Here is a 21399-nt window from a genome sequence, read left to right as displayed (position 1 = left end):
TTATTCCTTCCCTTTTTTAATTCAATACTTCTAATTTATTTCTTTCACTTTGAAGGTATGGTTCTATTACCGATACCATGTTTTTTGCTATCAACTCTACAACTGGAACGGTTACAGAGTTACCAAATTGTCTATATGCTTGTGTATCAGATACAGGGATGATGAATTCTTTTGGAAAACCTTGTAATCTAGCGCATTCTTTAGGAGTCAATTTCCTAGGGTTATTTCCTTTTTGTTCTATAAGGATCTCACTGCCATCTTTATAGTATCTAGCACTAATGGTATTCGTATACGGACTATCAGCATTAAAAAGTGAAAATCCAAACCCATTACCTTTCTTTTTGTGTTCTTCTTTTCTTCTAAGGTGACCTTGATAAAGTCTATCTGATATAGTGTATTTTTCGTTAACTTTTTCTTCTAGAATTGAACCTACTCGCGTTTGTATATTAGTAGGTTTTGGAAATTGGAATGGAATTTCTGGCCCATTAATGGAGTTATGAAATCCCACAATGAAAATACGTTCTCGATTTTGGGGAACACCGAAGTCTGCTGCTCTTAGCACTTTGATATGAAGAGTATAACCTAATTCATCTAGTACTTGTTTAATTTTTTCTAATGTTTGTCCTTTATTATGACCGCGTAACTGTTTTACGTTTTCTAGTAAAAAAGCTTTCGGTCGCTTAGTTTCTAATATTTTTGCAATATGGAAAAATAATGTGCCCCGTGTATCCTCAAAGCCTTTTCTTAACCCAGCTTGGGAAAATGGTTGACACGGAAATCCTGCTAAAAGAATATCGTGTTCTGGGATAGAGTTTACATCAATTAAGGTAATATCTCCTTCAGGAACTTCTCCAAAGTTGGCTCGGTATGTCTTACATGCAAATTTATCCCATTCAGATGCGAAAACAGATTTACCTCCTTGATTTTGAAATGCTAGTCTTATTCCACCAATTCCAGCGAATAGATCTATCATTTTAAATTTAGGGTTTTCAGGAGCTGGGAAGGGTGGTTCTTCAGGGAAATTAAGAATGGCTTGAAGTTCAATTGGTGAAGGTTCAGTCTCTTCATTTTCCCACCTTCGTATTGTACGATCACCGTTTTTACCCATGCCTAGTGCATCAGCAAATTCCTTTTGAGTCATATTTAATCTTTCTCGCTTTGATTTTATTTGTAAAGATATTTTCATTCTAGCACCCCATATGTGTATTTTTGAGGTATGATTGTCCTCTTATTGACACAACAATACCAAACATCTATTCGTCTGTCAATCATGCTAATATATAGATATAATGGAAGGAATAGTATATTAGTAGTTTAATCTGTCTACTATATAAGTAAATATAACTATATATGTTCTGGAGGTTATTATGATTCTTAGAGACTTAAATGAATTAGCGAATAGCTCAAGAGAGAATTATCGAACTCAATTTATAAATGAGGATTTTAAGCTTACTAGAGATTTTAAAGAATTATTTGCTAGTGTCTTAGAAAGTAGAAATGCAGAAATACGGTATTTAGATCATTCGGCAGAGATTAGTATTAGTTCTGGTAATAAAATCTTTTGTCCTAATCAATGGTTTTACATTTCAACATTTGTCGTTGATTATACTATGGAGCTTATTAAATATAAGGAAAAATTAGAGCAAATTTCACAGATAGATAATTATTCAATAACAGGATTCTGGGATAAAATTAAGTCCCTTAAAGGTAAAGATATTGATCAACAATTCCCTGAAATTAAAGAGGCAATTTATAATTTTTTCGAAGAAGAAGAACAAAGTGCAGAATATCTATGCAGATTTATTACAGATTATGAGTGGTGGTACGGTAGCAAAACAGTCGATAGAACAGACTTTCATGTATCACCTATACTTCACCTCCTAGGTCTTGTAAATGTGAGTCAATCCTATGTCGCTTACATTGTGTTTTATATGGCATCTAATGATCAATTATTAGAAAGTGCGTTAAGGTTACAAGAACAAGAGTTTCGTAATAACACAAATACTGCTGGTGAAAATCTAATTGTGTATGGAGCACCTGGAACTGGCAAAAGTAGATACTTGGAAGATAATTTTTCTAATACAACACGGGTAGTGTTTCATTCAGAGTATTCTTATTATGACTTTGTAGGCAGTTATAAACCAGTCCCATTGTACAAACCGATTTCCTTAAACATGGGAGTTGCTGAACCTATGCAACTTTATAGAATAAATGGGGATGAATTTCAACGAGGTGAGCCGGTCATAGACTATCAATATGTTGCTGGTCCATTTATAAATGTATTAATAAAAGCAGTTCTAAATCCAGAAAGTAAGTACACTTTACTTATTGAAGAAGTTAATAGGGCCAATGCACCAAGTGTTTTTGGAGATATATTTCAATTGTTAGACCGGAAAAGCGATGGAAGAAGTCAATATAAGATAAGCCCAAATGAGGACCTAAAAAATTATTTAAGTTCTATTCAAAACGTTAGATTTATTTTTGAAGAAGGGTTATTTATCCCAAGAAATATGAATATTGTTGCAACAATGAATAGTGCTGATCAAGGTGTGTACGTACTTGATTCAGCTTTTAAAAGACGTTGGAAGTTTAAATACATGGCAATAAAGGAAAGTGGCTTTTCCCATGAAAATAGTTTAGTGAGATATGCTGGTGTGGATTATAAATGGAGAATATTATTGACTGCAATAAACAACAAGCTAAAAAACTTAGATGTAAACGAAGACCGTCTTATAGGACCATATTTTATTAGCCCAGAAGAAATTGGAGATACTAGTAGTTTTGCTTCAAAACTGTTGATATATCTTTGGGACGATGTTGCAAGGTATAAGAGAACGGAATTATTTAGTGAAGGAATTAGAACTTACTCAGAACTAGTTTCAGCTTATTATAATAATTTAGATGTATTAGAAATTAAGAGTGATTTAGAAGAATTATTAGAACAAGAAGTGGAAGCACTAGAGGAAGAAGTGGAATTAATACAGGAGGATATAGGTGTAGAGTGAAAAATCGGTAACCATGGTGGGATGAGTTAATGGAACTAAAACCAGTATTGAATACCTTCGTTGAATTTAAAGAGTATAAAAATATCTTTCCAAGTGAATTTGTCAATCAGATGTTAAATAGAGAGATATGTAGTTTAGTAGGAAATAAGATTAAGTTTAAAGTAACGGGGCTATTAATTTATAACAATACATTTATTATTATTTTTCCTAAAAGTTATAAAATTCCGAAGGCGGAGAAAGATCTAAAAGAAAACATTCAGATACTATTATCGGTGTTAATCAAGTACAAAAATAGTGCCCATTTATCTCTAGAGGAAGTAAACTTATTAGGTGGAAATAATGGAGGTAATACTGAAAGTATCATTACTGCTTACAGTCTAATCAATGATTATATAAATAATGGTTTACTCATGAAGGAAATGAGAATAACTTCTGAAAAATATAATGGAAATACAAATTGGTCAACAACAATTAACAAGAAAAATCCACTCTTTACTGGAAAGTCTGTTATTTATACAGAGACTGTTTCAAGAAAGACGGTTAGGGATCGGCAGAATTTACTAATTAAACTACACGAGTATTGTGTCTATAAAAGTGTTGAGAAGTATGGTTGGTTACTTGGAATACCCTTAGAATTAGCAAAAATTGAGATGCCTTGTGATATTAGATATGCTGTGAACTTTCTACAAATGGAGTTAAATAGTACTTTTGTAGAGAGGGAGCTAATTGTTATTCAATTAATTAAAGACTTTTTATCAGGAATTGAGCTTATAAACAATGAAGCAAAACTTGAAGTACTGGCTACACCATATTTTTATTTAGTTTGGGAAGCTATTTGTAGTCAAATATTTAAAAATCAGTATAAAAAGTTAAGACAGACAATTCCAAGACTTAAATGGGAAATTGAAAGTAATGCTGCTGTGAAACCGCAACGGCCAGATATAATGTTTTTAAATAAACAGAAAATGTATGTCTTGGATGCTAAGTATTACAATACTGATATGAATTTACCTGGATGGCATGATGTTGTAAAACAATTGTTTTATGCTTCAACAATTTTTAATCATATTAAATCAGAAAATTTCAAGCCAAACGATCCCATAATAAAGAAACAAACGAAGTGTATCAAAAAGGTAGAAAATGCCTTTTTATTTCCGACAAGTGATGAAGTGGCTATAAAATATATAGGGAAAGTAAATATTGAGAATAACGATGAGTTTGATAGTATAAAGGCTTATAAAATTAATACATTATTGGCAATGAAATGTTATATTCGTAAAGTAGAATATAATTTTGTTAAGACACTTATTGATGATCTTGATTATAGAGAAAAAAATGTTACGTTAAGTTGAATTTTGTTTCACGACCAGTAGTGTTTGAATGCTGGTCTTTTTAATTCACTAAACAGGAAGCTAGGGGACGAAGCAAGAGAACCGACCGTGTACCTTCTCCGAACCCCGTTCAACTCGACAAATATCGGGTTGTCACAGTGAATTTTTTAAACCTTATACTTACTCAGTACATAACTAACCCCGGTTGCTCATCCCAGACGCTTTTTGTTTTCCACCACTATCACCCAACTACTATAGCGTAAAAAATATTGAAATAGTTTGAGTTCGTTAACATTGAAAATACTCCCACTGCATAGAGGAAGTGAAAGAAGTAACAGACCCAACCCTACCTTCTCCCAGACCTCGTTACTCTCGACAAATCTCGGGTTGTCACAGTACAGTGACATTTTTTATATAAAAATTATGAGTAGTCTTTTTTTCTTTAATAATAGTAGTGTTGATTTCTAAGTGTTTTAAAAATTTTACATGATATAAGGGACTAGTGCTTTTTAAAGTGATATGTTTATCCCCATATTTTCTTCATCCTTCTATGTTTAAAAATTCACCTTTTTCAATATTGATTTAAAAATGGAAAAATAATACTTGTAAAATGCTATAATACTCTTAGATACTATTGGACTAGAAGGGGATGTGTGAGACTTGGACTCAGCCTATCTACATAATTCAGTCTTTAACATTGAATTGAAAAGAAGAGAGCTAGAACAACAACATTTAAATCGACAGGAAAGTGTTCGCTGGTTCGAAACAAATTATCGTGTGTTTTCAAAAAAGAGTGCATTTACTTGTTTATGTTGCAACAAACCAGTAAATATGAATTTAACTAAAGATGAAGGCAGACCATTCTATTTTCGCCACAATGATGAGAGTGAATGTTCTTACTCTGAAAACACGAGGACTTACGATAAGCATGTTTCTAAACTGGAGGATAAATCTAAAAAAGATATCGGTCTAACAATCTTTCGAGAGATTTTAGAAGGTGAGCTGAAGCTTTTCGATGTTGAGATTGAGAGAGGATACCATTACAAAAAGAAGCTCTCATTTATTCCAGATTTTATCATAAAGTTTCCTAACTCTGAGGAACGATGGGCGATTGATTATTTTACAGCGATTGACCAAGGGTTAACTTCAGGCAGTTACGCTCGCCATTTATCTAAACGAATGAAAACTTATAAGGAAGAAGGATTTAAGCCCTTTTCATTTGTGGATTATAGTTGGCTTTCATATATAGAAGAGACGAATAAAGGAACCCTACTTACTGCTGAAACTTATATAACTAGTAAAACACATGAAGATTACCAGTGGGATACATTCCTTGATCGAAATGTGAAAGGTGGACTATTAGACTTTTTCACGCAATTTACAGGGTCTACTTTTAAAGAGTTTAATAGCAGAAATATTGCTTATGTAGATGTATTTAATAGGGTATGCACAATCTTTCGCTTCATACCAATAGGACAAAATGATCGAAATATCACTTTTTATAAACTATCATCATCTGAAATTCCTCTGGCTCGAGCATTAGCGATGAATGCTGATCACAATCATTTTGTGCTTTCAAATGAGAATGAGGATGAGTTCAGAAATGATTTCTTAAAAGTACTAATTGAAAAGAAACAAAAATTTGAGTTAGAGCAACAACGGTTAAGAGAAGAACAAGAAAGAATTAGAGTAGAGGAAGAAAGAATTAAACAAGAGGAAGAAATGCAAAGGGCTAGACTAAGAGTCGAAGCAGTAAAAATGCAAAAACTAAGACAGAAAGCTAAAGAGCTGGATGATGAACAAGTTGAAAGAGAAATGCAAGAAAGAGCTAAAAGAGCAGCCTTAAGGCCCATTGAAGTACACCCTGAATATTGGAACCAACGTTCTCAAAAGTATTACAAGTATAGTAATTACATCTATCAACAAAATCCTCCTGTAACTATCAATAAGAAAACAGAGGACAACATCGATAAAAAGAAAAAAGAGAAGGTTCGAGACTTGCTTTTGTCTCAGCCTATTTCAGGTGAATTGTATATCGATGGAGATAAAAAGGCTTGGCGGACTGTAATCTTAAAATGGATAAAAGAAAATCAATCAGATGATTCGCTAGTTGTTTCGTTGCAGAAGGTTATCAGTTATATGAAAAGTGAAGGTATTTCTTTCAATCAAAATGATAAGCTTGTTAAGTATACAATAAAAAATTTCATTGAGTTTTATGAGAAAACGATAAAAGCAGAATTAAAGAAAAAGATCGAATTAAGTATTCAAGAATAACTAGGGGGCTCAAGGTTTAGGACAATGCCTCTGACGGCAGGCACCTTCATTATCCAACCCACCTTTAGAGGTTGTTTGATTTTTTGTAAAGAGAGTGCAATTTCTTTTGATGATTAACCTTTATTGTATAATTTTACATAGGTTGTTCTAATTACGTAAAACTACGAAAAAGGAGAGTGAAAAGATGAGTTTTAGAGTCAGAGAACAAGGTTTTGGTAAGGTGAGAAGTGTGGATGGCATTAGTATTGTTATAAAAGCAGAAAAGCTTAAAATTGATTCTCCTCGTTTAAATGTTGAAGTAGGATCATTTGTTAACTGTGGAGATTTCCATGGGGATACAATATGCATTGTAAATAAAGTAACAATTGAGGAAAATAATAAAAACGAAGAAATAAAATTGGTGGAACTTTCCGTTGTAGGAAGTATAGATGAAAGACAGAAATTTTCGCGTGGTGTTGAACAATTACCAACAATAGCATGTGAAGCATATCTTTTAACTGGTGAACAAATTAACACTATTATGGGGATTAACAATGAAGATAAAAAGTTTTTTAAAGTTGGTAAACGTTCTATGCGAGGTGCAGGTGATGTATATTTAGATTTAGATAAATTACTAGGAAGGCATGCTGCAATTTTAGGAACAACAGGAAGTGGTAAAAGTAGTACTTTGAGTACAATAATACAATCAATTCTGAGAGATTACCCATATCCTAGAATTATGATTTTTGACATTCATGATGAGTATAAAAATGCATTCAGCGGTCAGTGGTCTAATCGAGTAAATTCTATAAAGTGGTCAGAATTTTCTTTGCCTTATTGGTTTCTTGATTTAGACGAATTTTTAGCGATTTATTACCCAGATGCAGGTGGAACTCAAAAAATGAATATAAAAACATTTATTGAAGAGCTAAAGCAAGAGACTGTGAGTGAGAACTTAAGAGATAAAATATCAGTAGACAGCCCCGTGTTTTTTGATATCGATAAATTAATTGAAAAAATAGAATCTGAAATTAGTTCATTAACGCCTTCAAAACAAGATCCATGGAATAAACTTTTATTGAAATTACAAAGTATTAATAATGATTCTAGGTATTACTTTCTTAAAAATACTAAAGAAGACCAACTCTCACTTTCAAATTATTTTAGTAGACTTTTAGGAATAATCGAAGACACACAAACATACGTAACAGTTTTAGATTTAAGTGGGTTACCTGCAGAAGTCAGATCAATTTGTGTTGGTGTTCTTGGTAGACTTTGTTTTGATTTTAAGTACTGGGACATGGACCCTGAAAATTTACCTCTTGCATTGGTACTAGAGGAAGCACATTCTTACATACCTGAAGAGTCGTCTTCAAGCTATTCTCTATGCTTAGAGAGAATTGAAAAAATAGCCAAAGAAGGTAGGAAGTATGGCTTAAGTTTATTAGTAGTAACTCAAAGACCATCGAACGTTTCACCAACAGTACTTTCCCAATGTGGTACTTTTATTGCACTGAGATTAACAAGTGATTTGGACCAAAATAAGGTCAAAAGGATATTACCTGATACAATTGGAAATCAATCAAACGTTTTACCTGGACTAAGGGACCGGGAAGCGTTAGTTACTGGTGATGCGGTTCTTTTACCTGGTAAAGTTTTATTTGATAGTCCTTCACCATGGCCAAGAAGTAATGATGTAAAGTTTCATGAATCATGGACTCAAGGGCTGCCTAATAATTATACAACCGAACCTATAGTATCAGGATGGATTACAAGAGAAAGAGGAAGTTCTGATGAAAGTTAAAGAAATATATTTAAAGGGTTGGAGATCATACAGTAATGAGGATGGAATTTCTGTTAATGGATTAAAGCATATAAACTTATTCATCGGACCTAATAATTCAGGCAAGTCTAATTTATTTAAGTACTTATATTTTCTAAGAGAAACTATATTAAATAAAGTGCAAAATGATTCTATGGATTATGATTCATATAATAACCTTGATATTCAAATTGCTAGTCGTGATACTTGGGCTGATTTGAATGATGATATTTCCTGTGAATTACTCTTAGAGGATATCATAGTAAGTAAACAAGTTTTAGGTGAGGTTACACTTCATAATGAATTAGAAACAATACGTTTAGTTTCAAATCACAATATATCAGAATCAAAAACTTGTTTATCAGTCTTAAATAAAGAAGGAGTTCCATTATTAGAGAAAGAGACTAATAAACCTAAGGTATATTGTTCATCGCATGAATGTTACCTTGATCCTAGAGAGGGGATTGGATACCCTTATGAAACGGTAGAATATTGGAATGCGTTTTTTGAAAGTTTAATTTTTGTTGATCCAATTAGGCATTATAATAGAGAAACTGCTTCTAAAAAAGAAGCAGACTTTGATGGTAGTGATATTATAGAACAAATAATTGAGTTGCATAATGATGAATCAATGGCTACTGACTATATGGATTACAAAGATTTAATTGAAGAATGTTTGAAAACAATATTATTAGAAGAAAGTGTTTCAATAGATGTAACACGTGATGAGGTTAGGTTTTTTTTTGAAACGAGGTGATAACAGAATTTGTGCATATTTAACCCAATTAGGCACGGGAGTATCACAATTGTTTATGTTATTATCATTTTTGTACCTAAACAGAAATAAAAGTTTAAATATCTTTATCGAAGAACCAGAAGGGAATCTTCATCCAGACGCATTAATACAACTACTTAAGATTATAGAAGATAGATTTTCCAATCATAGATTTTTTATTTCAACTCATTCCTCATCACTAATTGATCAAGTTAATGATAATTGGAGCATACATCAGGTTTATCGTTCAGGAAATTCCCCATCTATAATGGTTCCTTGTCAAAATATTATCCAAAAGTATGCGCTATTGGATGACCTAGGCATAAGAGCATCACAAATATTACAAACTAACTTAGTCATTTGGGTTGAGGGACCTAGTGATAGAATCTATATAAAGAAATGGATAGAAGATTTAACACCTAATTCATTACATTTTATTGAGGGGAAGCACTATAGCTTCTTAATGTATGGCGGGGCTAACTTAACCAGTTATGATATATTAGGTGATGAAAAAATTGACATGTTAAGTACAAGCCGTTATGCAGTAGTTGTGTGTGATTCTGACAAAGCACAGGAGGATGCTTCATTAAAAAGTAGAGTGGTTAATATAGTTGAAAGTATAGAAAGAATAAATCTAGAGAGGAAAGAATTAGGTATATTTAGTGAATCTAGCCTTTTAGCATGGGTAACTAAAGGTAGGGAAATTGAGAATTATGTACCACATGCACTATTCAAGCAAGTAATATTTAGCGAGAAATTTATCAGAAAATATGTTTATGTTGATATTGATGGTAAAAGAGAAAAGAAAAATATTATTCAAGTTGATTCTCCTGAAAGAGAATTTAATCAATACGATTCATTTGATGAATATTTTTCATCTTTATATAGATTTGAGAGTGGGGAACAACTTGAAGCTAAATATTTGAATAGAATAGCGAGTGATTTGTCCAAAAACAAAAATGCTATCGCAAAGGAAGTTACTTTATCTTGGGATTGGGATCATCCTAATGATGAATTGAAAGAAAAAGTTGAAGAAATTGTAAAATTAATAATCAAAGCGAACGGATTTTAAATTCTTTAATGTTTATTTTTAATCGTTAGCTTAGTTGAAATTTAAAAAAGTTGGTTAATCAATCGAATATACATATTGTGCTTTAAATGTTGGTAGTGGCATTTAATAAATTTTTATATTGTGTTGGGAAACAAAAGCAATTTTTACGTTTTTATATCAAGACATAAGTATTCAAGAAGAGTATTAAAAAAGTAGGTGAAATACAGTCCACCTGCATAACAAATTTAAATTTTTACACAAATTTTACACACGACCATAACCGAACCTTATAATATCAATATTTTAAGACCTATATCGACCCCGACCACCAGTATCGAATAGTATCTCAGAGTGCCTTATTCTCTAAAGGCACTCTGGTTTTTGAATTAAACCAAATTACGAGATTATATCAAGTATCGATGGAGGTAGTTCTTTCCACGTTTTAATTCACCGTTAAACTAGTTTTGTTGTAATTTTTCACTCTTTAAATAAATCTAACCGATCGGAAAGAGATAACTGCATGATCCCAAATGCAAAAATTCCGTCTTAGAAGAATAAGAAGGGTTCTACACTTTAAGAATTGCTTGAAAGATAATGTGGTCATCTCTAATACTACAACAACACACAGATTATCCCTCCAACCACAATCCCCACTGAGTATCCTCAGCAATCATCTTTCGTTTCTCCACCGTCAGCAAATTGGCCACAGTCCCATAAAAATAAGGCACAAAACCTGTTTGAATCCGCTTTTGCTTATACCGATAAACGGTTTGTTTGAAGGCATGGACAATGGTTGGCAGCATCGAATCAATCGAAGTAGTGGTTGGGAATTTAGCGGATCGATAGGCAATTTGGGCTCGATCCCATAGACCACAAATGTCTTTAGCTCGGTTAAAAAATGGTTTGATGGCTTTCACAAATGGTGCAGGAATATGATCAGGAACGAACGAATGGTCCAGATCGCTTATGTTGATTTGATCGATCGTTTTGACCTGTTTCTGACGAAGATCTTTATCTTTTAATGTTTTTGTTTCAACTAAATGAGTTTCCGGCTCCTTTTTGTGCTCATCAGCCGTTGGTATTTGAGGTTTTTTGTCGTTTTTACGCGACGTCAATTGTTCGTGGTTGGGCGTGTCAAAGCGGTTAAAAATGTAGACGTTGTGTGAATACCCGCCGGTTTCTCGTACGGTATGAAGGATCGAGATGATGCCCAACGTTCTGGCTTTTCTCAGCATTCGTTCAAACGTAGAGCGAGAAATGCCACCCTTTATATCTTGGCAGGCTTGTACTAATTTACAAATACGTGCATTACAAACCCCCAGTACTTTTACACTAAAACGAGTGAGAACATCAAAGGCAATTCGTTCACCTTTCGTCAAATGGTGTCCGTGGATGTCCAGTGCCATTTTGTTAGATTCGTTAAATTCTTCTAGTGTTGAAAACTGACTATATGATCTGTATTGCTCAATACGACCTGATTTCATTTTAAAACCCCCTCGTTGTATCGTTCCGTCATTACGTATATACAGAGAAGGAGTGGAAAACGGTGAGTGCGTATGTAAATTTTTTGTAAAGTTTGGTTCTGAGTTTGGGTAGGTTTTCTTTTTCGGAAAGGTTTGCGTTCTAAGTAGTTTCATTGTTTTAATAATGGGCTGGATCGAATGAAAAGACTGGCTGATAGTAATTGTGTCGTTGTGGCTGGATTTCACGGGGAGGCCTCCTTATTGTTTTGGGGATAGTAGGTAGTAGTTAGTAATTAGTTTGATAGATAGGTGATAGGTGTTAAGGATGAGATGGGTCGTACTGGGGCTAGTCGGTTGCTCTAGTTGTGGATCGGGTACGGAGTGAAGCGGGTGATGCAGTAGGATGTGCGTTGCAGCTGCCGTTCCATCGTGTGGTAGGACACTTGCAGGAGCAGTTCTCTCTCGTCCTTGAAGATGATATATGTATGAGTTGGGATTTCGGGATGACGACGGATGGCTTGAATGTGATGATAGAAGAGCCAGTGGCATTCGTGAAGTTTCGGTGAGTGCGTCGGGAAGGCGTACACTTGCTCCTGTGGGACTACTGGAATTGGAGCTTTTGAAGTAATTCCTGTTTTATGCGTGACCGCAGCTCGCCTGCCATCAAAATCGGCACCGCCTTCTAAACAAGCGGCTTTCATCAGTTGAAGCGGTGTCTTTTTGACATGAAAGCGTTGTCCGTTGTTTTCCCAGACGGTGGTTTGATAGTCGGTGTGATAGGCAGGGAGAAGGGCAGCGGTGTTTTTGTTAATTTTGTAATGATTGAGGATAATGTTAGTCATTTTTGGATGGCTCCTTTTTCGGGGTTTTGTTTAAGGGGATATTGACTTGTAAAAATCAGTTTGCGATGAACGGCATGTTGAATTATAGAAAAAGTATTCTTTTATAGAAAAATGAATTATACAAAAGAGAGGGAGTAGGAGATCCTCGCTACTCCACATGGTTCATTTTTTCAAATCTTCTCTTATTCTTATATCTACTTCATTGAGAATAGCACTAGGTGAAGTATTGAGTGCTCTTGCTAGATTATAGAGTACATCTATAGTTACGTTTCTTTTACCGCCTTCAATATCAATGATGTATCGTATCGAAAGGCCGGCCTCTTCAGCTAATTTCTGTTGTGTCATCCTGTTTGTTTCTCTTATTAATTTAATCACTTTTCCAAACGTGTTATACAGAATAGGATTTTTATTCAAGTGAAAGCTCCTTTTTAAACAAATTATTGAATTTGTTTAAATGGAGCGGAATGAACGATAGTGCATGTAGAGGAAGAAAATGTAAAAAACTCAAAATTAGTTCAAAAGTATCGAATTTATTTTCTTTTATTATTATGCAACGATGCTGTTTGGAATGGAATGAACGATCGTTCATGTTTGGTTAAGAAATTGTAAATTTTACGAAAATATGTGAATGATGTATTACAAGCTAGAAGCGGGGCCTGTCCCCCGCTACGGTAATACTTTACTCTAGTGGTGGACAGACCCCCGAATTATTAAGAATCTCATCAATGCTTACCTCAAAATATTCTAGCTAGATCAGGTAGTTTTGAAATATCCGGCATCGTTTCACCTCGCTCCCAATAGCCTGATAACTAACGCCTAACTGGTCTGCTAACCCCATCTGTGTAACTTTCTTTGACTTTCTATGTTGAGCAATCTGTCTACCAATTTTTTTCATATCAAACAATAGCGCAATAAGGAAAAGAAGCTGCCATTATCACAGCTCCGACTCTTTCGTTCAAGCTTCCCGTGTGTATCTAAATGTTACTCAAAAAATCTATCTGCTTTCTTTTCTTCGAAAAAATAAGTTGACTATTAATATTTTCCTTTGTACAATAAAGTTGCATTAAGGAAAAATAATTAGGTGGAGGAAAGGATGAACTATTCATGTTTAATGTAATTCGTTTGAAAAGGCTATGTTTCTTATTTATTCTTGGATTATTATCTGTAGCTTTAATTGGGTGTGGCAGTGAACCTACTACGAAAATGGAAGGAAAGAAAGAAACAAGAATTATTCATATGACTGCTATTGAGCCAAAAGGGGGAACAAATAGCATTCCCTTCCCTGACACACCGCTCCCAGAAGGTGGAGGCTATATTTTAAAGGAGCCTGATGAAGATGGACGTTGGGAAGCTGCTACATATCGCTGGGAACCAGGGTTAGTTGTTGCTTATGAAGGAGAGCAGGTGGAACTTCATATCTTTGGTGTAAACGGAAACCATCATCATTCTACTCTTACAGGCTATGATATTGATTTTGTTGTAAATCGAGGAGAGCTTACAATAGTTGAATTTGAAGCAGATAAACCTGGTATTTTTGATATTATATGTCATGATCATCTTCCATCAATGCAGACGCAACTTCTAGTACTACCAAAACCGTAAAATTGGACATAAAAAATCCACGTATTATTTATTCTAAATAGTATGTGGATTTTCTCTCTAAGTTTTGATATTCAACTAACATTTTACAAATTTCAATTATATTTTAACATAAATATCCAACTAAAAACTCTTCCAAATCTCACTTTTATTAGTTGCGCAGTATCGGTCTACTTCGCAGTAAATAATGAGTGTTTTTCTTTGCCACAATACTGCCAGTTACATTAAGTACACTCCACGATAACTGAATTAAAACTAATTAATGTTTGGATACATTTTATACTACTCTTACCCTTAAAAAGCATAAAGTTCCCAACATAAGGATAAAGTTGTAAAATGGAGTAATAGATGTAACTGTGAGGTGCTTGAATGTGACACAAAATGGAACGGAACAGAAAGCAAAGAATTTCTTTGAATACCTACTGGCGTTAAATAGTTTAGTAGGAAAAGTAACAAGAGACTATAGAGAGTTTGAAAAAAATTGGCCAACCGCCGAATTTAAAAGTCTACCTGGTTGTTATTTATTTGATCAATGCGAGGATGAGGATACGTTTCTTGAAATTCATCGTCCTGACATTACGCGAGAGGATGAAACGCCTCCTCAGCCCGATCTGATATTAAGTGGCTGGATCGATTTTGATTATCGAAATGAACGGAGAAGTGTTACGCGGTTAAATGAGAAAACAGTACTCGATGAAAATGAGAATGAAATAACGATAGATTTTTCCGAAGACCCAAAAAGGATCACGGCTTTTGAAAGTTGGGAAAATGAGTGGAATAGTTGGGCTGAACGATTACGAGAAAAGAAAAAAGTGAATGATCTCTATGTTCAGTACTTTGATCTCATTCAACAATTAGAAAAAGAAGGTGAAACGTTAGAATTTATCTTCGCTAGGGGGCTCTTTTGTTGGCAACATCCAGATGAAAAGGTGGGAACGATCCGATACCCCTTACTAACAACAAAATTGGAGTTAGAACTGGATGCAGAAAAAGGAATTATTTCTATTAAACAAGTACAAGTCGCTACGAATGTTGAACGTGAAATGTTCTCTGGTGTCCGGTTCAATAACATAGAAAAAATAAATGAGTTAAATGAAAGTATTCAAACCACCTCGATTTTGGATAATCTTGATACTTTTTTTACTCAGTACATACACTTGTTTGACCCGAACGGAAAATTTATTGAGGACCACTCTAAAATAGAAATAAATGAACATCCCGCCATTTATGATGAAAGCTTCTTTTCATTAAGAAGAAAAAGTGTTCGAGTTTTACGGGATGATTTAGAAAAAATAATTAATGGAATTGTAGAGGGTGACCTTGAGGTGACTCCAGCGCTCCAAGCCATTGTCGGTGAGCAGTCAGAAGCAGAGGAGGGGGACCCTTCTGAAGCAAACAATGACAGGCTAGAATTCTCAGCAAATGATCTGTATTTTCCGCTGGAGTCTAATGAGCAGCAAAAGGAAATCGTCAATCGAATTGAGCACAATTATGGGGTATCGGTCCAGGGACCGCCGGGAACGGGGAAAACCCATACGATCGCTAATTTAGTGTCGCATTTCCTTGCTCAAGGTAAAAAGATCTTAATTACGAGCCAGAAAGAGAGTCCATTAAAAGTCCTAAAAGCAAAAATTCCAAAAGATATTAGGGACTTATGTGTGCCTGTTTTAGGTGGGGGGCGCGAATCTCTTCAAGAAATTGAGCAATCGATACGCTCTTTAAGTGAAAAGTTAGGAGAACTAGATGTTCATAAGCTAGAGGCTGAAATGACTAGAAATAAAGACCTGCTTGACCAAAGTAAGCGAAATGAGGCTCGTTTGAAAAATGACTTGCGGACCTACGCCGAGAAAGAAGGAACACCTCTAGAATATAAAGGTGAGAAACTTTTCAAATATGATGTAGCAAAGCGCTTGGCTGAATCGCCCATTAGTTATACGTGGTTATACGATGAGGTAGAAATGAATGTGAGTTTCCCGATTTCATCTCCTGAATTTAAAGAGTTATGGCACTTAAAAGGAAAACTGCAAAAAGAGGACTTATCCTTAGTTAAAGAAGCTCTACCAAAAGTGGAAAAGGATATTCGCAGCGCTACTTCTTTCACAGATTTAATTAGAAAAGGGAAAGAGCTTGAGAAATCGGTTGAACCGACAAGGCAAATACAACAGAAATACAACGTTCCTCTTGAAGAGGAAGTCATTAAAAGCTTACTAACACATGTTCAAGGAGTCTATCAAAATGCGGGTATTCTCTCCAATAGCGAGTACAAATTAATTTTAGATGATTGCATGGCAGGTGGTAAAAGAGAGGAACGCTGGAGAACATTACTTTCTGAGTTAAAGGCAAAAAATGAAGAGTTGTTTGAGCTCTATCATTCACTTGTAACCCATACAATAAATCTTCCTAATAAAGGACGACAAGAACTGGCAGAAGATGTTTTAATTGCAAAAGAGCGATTACAGTCAGGGAAGAAACCAAATGCACTCTTTTTTATGTTCAAAGGAAAGCGTACCAAATATTTATTTGAAACGAGAATTCTTAATGGTGAGTCGATCCGAACAGTTGAGGACATTGAACGGCTGGAACAGTTTTTAAGTTACCAACAAAAACGAGATGAGGCAGCGAGAGTTTTTAATGGAAATATGACGGACGTTCAAATGGAGACGATTAACCTTGAAGATGAAAGGTTCCCGCACGCCCTAGATCAAAAAATTCAACAGTTAGATGTCTTACTAAAAGTAGTAGATGCTATAGAATCCTTTAAAGAGGAAATCAAACCATATACAATGTCTCAACTCGATGTATTCTCAGTTGAAACGTATAAGCAGTTAGCTGGTGAGCTAGAAGTCGTTTTACAATATGTAGAATATGAGAAATGGCTAAAGCAGTTTAATGAAGAAGGAGCACAACTTACAAAGGCAGGAAATCAAGAAGGTGCTCATCCGATATGGAAGGACTTTATTACTGTGTTTCAGACCAAGGATGATGTCTTATGGAGTGAACGATTAGAAAAACTTGGCCATTTAGAAATACTGCAAATGGATGTAAAACGATTTTATGAGATTTTACATGTCCTAGCGAGTCTATTACCTTTAACAGGAAAATCGATTGAAATGTCAGTAGGGCAAACCATTCCTTTTCCTGAAGATTACGAAGAAGCTTTTGAATTAAAGAAACTTCATACTTGGTTGGATGAAACGAAAGACATGAATGTCGGTCTAATTAAAAATCAAATCGAAGAAGAACATAAAGAACAGAAAAGGCTGATTCAAGACATAGTGAGTCAATCGACTTGGAAAAATCAAATTGAACGAATCACAGAAAGTGAGAAACGTTCACTCTCAGCTTGGAAAACATATATTAAACGATTTGGTAAAGGTACAGGGAAATACGCCCATCAACATCTAAAAGATGCGCGGAATGAGATGAAAACTGCCCAATCGGCTATTCCTGTTTGGATCATGCCTGTTAACCAAGTGTTAGAAAACTTCCCTGTCACCAATGACAAATTTGATATCATCATCTTTGATGAAAGCAGTCAATGTGATCTGTTTTCGATTAACGTTTTGATGCGTGGTAAAAAAGTAATCGTTGTAGGGGATGATGAACAAATCAGTCCTACTGATATCGGGACAAAGTTAGATGATGTCCATGAATTGGTGAGAAGGTATCTTAATGGCATCCCGAACGGAAATCTATTTGACGGCAATATATCACTTTATGAAATTGCTGAACAAACTTTCCCTAAAGAAGGAAAGCTCATGTTAAGAGAACATTTCCGGTGTGTCCCTGAGATCATTCAATTCTCAAATGATCTAAGTTATGGTGGTGAAATGATCCCGCTTCGGCTTCCGTTAGAAGAAGAAAAGATGGATCCACCAGTTACCGCTATTAAAGTGAATGATGGCTACAATGATGAAAAAGATAAGGATATTAACGTTCCAGAAATAGACGCTATAGTTGCAGACATGAAAGAGATGGTTAAAGATCCTAAGTATAAGGGGCAAACATTTGGGGTTATTGCCCTTCAAGGCCAAAAACAAGCGAAACTGCTGGAGTCTAGAATCCGAGAAACCCTTGGTGAAAAAGAGTATGTCGATCGTAAAATGATTTGTGGTAACTCATATACTCTTCAAGGAGATGAACGCGACATTATCTTTTTATCGATGATCGTTGCTCCTGGACGACGTTTCATGGCACTGACAAAAACAAGTGATAAACAACGCTTTAATGTCGCAGCGAGCCGTGCAAAGAATCAAATGAGATTGTATCACTCGCTAGATTTGGAAGACTTAAATCCTGATGATTTGAGATACAGACTATTAAGTTACTGTAAAAATCCAAATCGTACGAGTGAACAATTTGAAGACCTTGAAGATAAGTGCGATTCGCCATTTGAAAAAGACGTATTGCGAATGATCCTAGCCCGAGGCTACAAAGTAACTCCTCAAGTAGTGGTAGGAAGATATCGAATCGATTTTGTCATCGAAGGAATCCGTGATCGACTTGCTGTAGAGTGTGACGGTGAGAGGTGGCATGGCCCTGAAAAGTTTGAGGAAGATATGCAACGACAAGAATCTCTTGAACGCTCAGGTTGGAAGTTTTGGCGAGTTCGAGGTAGAGAATTCTATTTTAACCGCGAAAAAGCGATGGAAAGTTTGTGGGAGAAGTTAGATGAAATGGGGATCACCTCTAATCAGGCACCAGTTGACCGACTTATTTAATGAGTTAAAGAATGAAGGGCAGGAGTTTAAGTATACCGAAACCGGTAGTAAAACAGAGTAAAGTATTACTGCCTCGTTCCTCTCGACAAATCTCGGGTTGTCACAGTGACATTTTTAAGCGGACTCTGAGGCCCTTATTTTGATGAAAATTACCATTCTAGAAGTGTTAGCGGACTCAGAAGCCCTTATTTCCTATGAATCATGTGAAAACCAACGCAATTTTGCTAGATAAGGGCCTCTCAGTCCGTTACGATCGTGAAATTTTCGATTTTTCACAAATAGAGGCCTCTCAGTCCCCTTAGCAATGGAAGGTCACTATTTTGCTAATTGTAGCAAAGGGGACACTTCATTCGCTTCTTTTATTTCGCTAAACGACCGAAGCACAAGAGACGTTCTTGTGTATCTTATTATAAAATGCCTGACCCCCGGTACAGTAAAGTATTACCGCACTGAGGGTCAGGCCCCGCTTTAAAAGGAAAGTTAAATAAAGGGGCTGACAATTATGGCAGATGAAAGATATAAAAATGTTTATATAGTAACCAAACAACATATAAGTAACTATCCCAATCCAATTAGACTTTTTAAAGGGCAGGCTGTTATTATCAGCAAAAAGTATGAAGGTAACGAAGGTTGGAATAACTGGATATATTGTTACACTAAAGATAAACATTTAGAGGGTTGGGTGCCCGAACAAATTATTCATATTCAAGGTAAGCAAGGATTGATCTTAGAGGATTATATTGCAAAAGAATTAGAGGTTAATGTTGATGAACAGCTTATTAAAACTAAGGAACTTAATGGTTGGATATGGGTTAAAAGGCTAACTAATTCAGAAGAAGGTTGGGTACCTAAAGAAAACGTAAAAGAAGTAAACGACCACTAACGAAAAGAGCTGCTAAAGAGTTCTTAAGATCAATTGCAGGATTTGTCGTCTTGGTTCCCGAGGCTTATTCTGCTAACGGGAGCGTTTCTGCAATAAAGCAGGAACGCATTTTTTTGTACAACAAAAAAGGGAATTAATATCGGGTTGTCACAGTGACATTTTTTAAACGCGACATTATCTTTTTATCGATGATCGTTGCTCCTAGACGACGTTTCATGGCACTGACAAAAACAAGTGATAAACAACGATTTAATGTCGCAGCTAGCCGTGCAAAAAATCAAATGAGATTGTATCACTCGATAGATTTGGAAGATTTAAATCCTGATGATTTGAGATACAGACTATTAAGTTACTGTAATATCCCAAATCGTACGAGTGAACAATTTGAAGACCTTGAAGATAAATGCGATTCGCCATTTGAAAAAGACGTATTGCGAATGATCCTAGCCCGTGGCTACAAAGTAACTCCTCAAGTAGTGGTAGGAAGATATCGAATAGATTTTGTCATCGAAGGGATCCGTGATCAGGACTATATTACCCCCCCTGCTTAAAACAGGCTTTTTTTTGACTTTAAAACGAATCTCCCTCTTTCAAGATTTTTAACCCTTAATCACACTTATAAAATAAGAGCCGTTTGCCACTTTTTTTGTTCGCCTTTTCGTCCGCGTTATTAATGAATGAGCCCCTTGAGGGAACCACTTTATTTCGTAGTAGACCCATACTGTGCAACAAAAAAGTGAGATTCGGAATGACCTAATGAGTTTTAAATTGGATATTTATGTTAAAGTATAATCTGCTTTGTGAAGTATTGTACTTAAAGTAACCTACTCTTCGTGACACAACAAATACTTTGGGTACGTTCGCGATAATGTAATCGTTAGATCCGTGTGATTAATACTAGCTGTGGGCATGTAATTAAAACTATCGCCATCTTTAGGTTTTAAATAGGAAGGGGAAAGTTGGTAGAAAAAGCTACTAAACGCGTTAATCTGTAGATTTCGTATCAAACCTTAGTTGAACGAGTACAGCTATGGATATAGAATTCTTTTTTAGGATATACAGTCATATTGCAGTTCTCTTACATACGATACAGCAGAAGTATAACTTTAGTACTATAGGAGGGTGTGACATGATTAAACCTAAATATCCCCGAGATCGTTCTCCGGAAAATAATAAAAGACCAAATTTTCTTATTATCCTTGTTGATGAGGAACGGTTTCCAACCACTTATGAAAACGAAGCTCTAAAAGAATGGCGTAAAACTCATTTGAAGACACAGGAGCTTCTACGAGAAAACGGTATGACATTCTTAAATCATTATATTGGAAGTACAGCTTGTTCACCTAGTAGAACAACACTTTACACTGGCCAGTATCCATCCCTACATGGGGTCACTCAAACAACAGGTGCAGCGAAAGGAGCTTTTGATTCAGATGTATACTGGCTTGATAACAATACAGTCCCAACCCTAGGTGACTATTTTCGTTCTGCAGGTTATCGAACGTTTTGGAAAGGGAAATGGCATGTTTCTGATGAGGACCTAATCGTTCCAGCAAGTCATAATGCAATGTTAAGTTATAACCCAACAACTGGGGTCCCGGATCCCGAAAAGCAAAAGCTTTATTTACATGCAAATCGGCTAGATTCCTATGGC

Annotated in this window: 15 protein-coding genes; 11 read left to right on the top strand and 4 right to left on the bottom strand. The window is 35.3% G+C overall.

Features of this window, described 5'->3' with window-relative positions:
* Nucleotides 1-16 precede the first annotated feature (16 nt).
* Nucleotides 17-1186, bottom strand: coding sequence for a DNA (cytosine-5-)-methyltransferase (gene dcm, locus ACNSTQ_RS17195; RefSeq protein ID WP_418201054.1), 1170 nt, complete (start codon nucleotides 1184-1186; stop codon nucleotides 17-19).
* Nucleotides 1187-1367: 181 nt separating this feature from the next.
* On the opposite strand from dcm, the gene ACNSTQ_RS17190 reads away from it, so the two are divergent.
* The 6 genes from ACNSTQ_RS17190 to ACNSTQ_RS17165 all read left to right on the top strand — a co-directional run bounded on the left by ACNSTQ_RS17190 (nucleotide 1368) and on the right by ACNSTQ_RS17165 (nucleotide 10258).
* Nucleotides 1368-3005, top strand: coding sequence for an AAA family ATPase (locus ACNSTQ_RS17190; protein ID WP_418201053.1), 1638 nt, complete (start codon nucleotides 1368-1370; stop codon nucleotides 3003-3005).
* A gap of 29 nt (nucleotides 3006-3034) precedes the next feature.
* Entirely contained in the window at nucleotides 3035-4357 is a 1323-nt protein-coding gene (locus tag ACNSTQ_RS17185) for an LlaJI family restriction endonuclease (protein WP_418201052.1), read from the top strand.
* Between the two features lie 639 nt (nucleotides 4358-4996).
* Nucleotides 4997-6610, top strand: coding sequence for a hypothetical protein (locus ACNSTQ_RS17180; RefSeq protein ID WP_418201051.1), 1614 nt, complete (start codon nucleotides 4997-4999; stop codon nucleotides 6608-6610).
* Between the two features lie 184 nt (nucleotides 6611-6794).
* Nucleotides 6795-8393 carry an ATP-binding protein gene (locus ACNSTQ_RS17175; RefSeq protein WP_418201050.1) on the top strand — a complete coding sequence of 533 codons (1599 nt, stop codon included), beginning with the start codon at nucleotides 6795-6797 and terminating at the stop codon, nucleotides 8391-8393.
* The gene (locus ACNSTQ_RS17170) at nucleotides 8383-9168 is read left to right on the top strand and encodes an AAA family ATPase (RefSeq protein ID WP_418201049.1); all 786 of its coding nucleotides are present in this window, start codon (nucleotides 8383-8385) and stop codon (nucleotides 9166-9168) included. Before ACNSTQ_RS17175 ends, ACNSTQ_RS17170 begins: the two co-directional genes overlap by 11 nt.
* Nucleotides 9137-10258 (top strand): ATP-dependent nuclease, encoded by a 1122-nt coding sequence (locus ACNSTQ_RS17165; RefSeq protein WP_418201048.1) that lies wholly within the window; start codon nucleotides 9137-9139, stop codon nucleotides 10256-10258. Before ACNSTQ_RS17170 ends, ACNSTQ_RS17165 begins: the two co-directional genes overlap by 32 nt.
* 608 nt (nucleotides 10259-10866) lie before the next feature.
* Here ACNSTQ_RS17165 and ACNSTQ_RS17160 read toward each other — a convergent pair.
* From ACNSTQ_RS17160 to ACNSTQ_RS17150, 3 genes are all read right to left on the bottom strand, one after another.
* Entirely contained in the window at nucleotides 10867-11946 is a 1080-nt protein-coding gene (locus tag ACNSTQ_RS17160; RefSeq protein ID WP_418201047.1) for a hypothetical protein, read from the bottom strand.
* A gap of 113 nt (nucleotides 11947-12059) precedes the next feature.
* Complete coding sequence (locus tag ACNSTQ_RS17155) at nucleotides 12060-12542, bottom strand: competence protein ComK (protein WP_418201046.1); 483 nt, start codon at nucleotides 12540-12542, stop codon at nucleotides 12060-12062.
* Nucleotides 12543-12704: 162 nt separating this feature from the next.
* Complete coding sequence (locus tag ACNSTQ_RS17150; RefSeq protein WP_418201091.1) at nucleotides 12705-12917, bottom strand: helix-turn-helix domain-containing protein; 213 nt, start codon at nucleotides 12915-12917, stop codon at nucleotides 12705-12707.
* Nucleotides 12918-13646: 729 nt separating this feature from the next.
* Between ACNSTQ_RS17150 and ACNSTQ_RS17145 the strand changes: the two genes are divergently transcribed.
* The 5 genes from ACNSTQ_RS17145 to ACNSTQ_RS17125 form a co-directional block, all read left to right on the top strand.
* Nucleotides 13647-14144, top strand: a complete 498-nt coding sequence (locus ACNSTQ_RS17145) for a hypothetical protein (protein WP_418201045.1) — start codon at nucleotides 13647-13649, stop codon at nucleotides 14142-14144.
* Between the two features lie 368 nt (nucleotides 14145-14512).
* Nucleotides 14513-18862 carry an AAA domain-containing protein gene (locus ACNSTQ_RS17140; protein WP_418201044.1) on the top strand — a complete coding sequence of 1450 codons (4350 nt, stop codon included), beginning with the start codon at nucleotides 14513-14515 and terminating at the stop codon, nucleotides 18860-18862.
* Between the two features lie 502 nt (nucleotides 18863-19364).
* The gene (locus tag ACNSTQ_RS17135) at nucleotides 19365-19745 is read left to right on the top strand and encodes an SH3 domain-containing protein (protein WP_418201043.1); all 381 of its coding nucleotides are present in this window, start codon (nucleotides 19365-19367) and stop codon (nucleotides 19743-19745) included.
* A gap of 152 nt (nucleotides 19746-19897) precedes the next feature.
* A complete protein-coding gene (locus ACNSTQ_RS17130; protein ID WP_418201042.1) occupies nucleotides 19898-20296 on the top strand; it encodes a hypothetical protein in 399 nt (132 codons plus the stop codon).
* 578 nt (nucleotides 20297-20874) lie between these two features.
* Nucleotides 20875-21399, top strand: a 525-nt coding sequence (locus tag ACNSTQ_RS17125; RefSeq protein ID WP_418201041.1) for a sulfatase-like hydrolase/transferase, incomplete at its 3' end; no start/stop codon positions are given.

It is taken from the genome of Alkalihalobacterium sp. APHAB7, assembly GCF_048323755.1.
In the GTDB taxonomy this organism is placed as follows: Bacteria; Bacillota; Bacilli; order Bacillales; family Bacillaceae_F; genus Alkalihalobacterium.
The sequence above is the reverse complement of the archived record's forward strand: the minus strand, read 5'-3'. Positions and strand labels throughout refer to the sequence as shown.

Excerpts from the sequence above, each read along its gene's own strand:
- dcm (WP_418201054.1), bottom strand. The coding sequence starts at position 1,186 with ATGAAAATATCTTTACAAATAAAATCAAAGCGAGAAAGATTAAATATG.
- ACNSTQ_RS17190 (WP_418201053.1), top strand. The coding sequence starts at position 1,368 with ATGATTCTTAGAGACTTAAATGAATTAGCGAATAGCTCAAGAGAGAAT.
- ACNSTQ_RS17185 (WP_418201052.1), top strand. The coding sequence starts at position 3,035 with ATGGAACTAAAACCAGTATTGAATACCTTCGTTGAATTTAAAGAGTAT.
- ACNSTQ_RS17175 (WP_418201050.1), top strand. The coding sequence starts at position 6,795 with ATGAGTTTTAGAGTCAGAGAACAAGGTTTTGGTAAGGTGAGAAGTGTG.
- ACNSTQ_RS17170 (WP_418201049.1), top strand. The coding sequence starts at position 8,383 with ATGAAAGTTAAAGAAATATATTTAAAGGGTTGGAGATCATACAGTAAT.
- ACNSTQ_RS17165 (WP_418201048.1), top strand. The coding sequence starts at position 9,137 with ATGAGGTTAGGTTTTTTTTTGAAACGAGGTGATAACAGAATTTGTGCA.
- ACNSTQ_RS17155 (WP_418201046.1), bottom strand. The coding sequence starts at position 12,542 with ATGACTAACATTATCCTCAATCATTACAAAATTAACAAAAACACCGCT.
- ACNSTQ_RS17145 (WP_418201045.1), top strand. The coding sequence starts at position 13,647 with ATGTTTAATGTAATTCGTTTGAAAAGGCTATGTTTCTTATTTATTCTT.
- ACNSTQ_RS17135 (WP_418201043.1), top strand. The coding sequence starts at position 19,365 with ATGGCAGATGAAAGATATAAAAATGTTTATATAGTAACCAAACAACAT.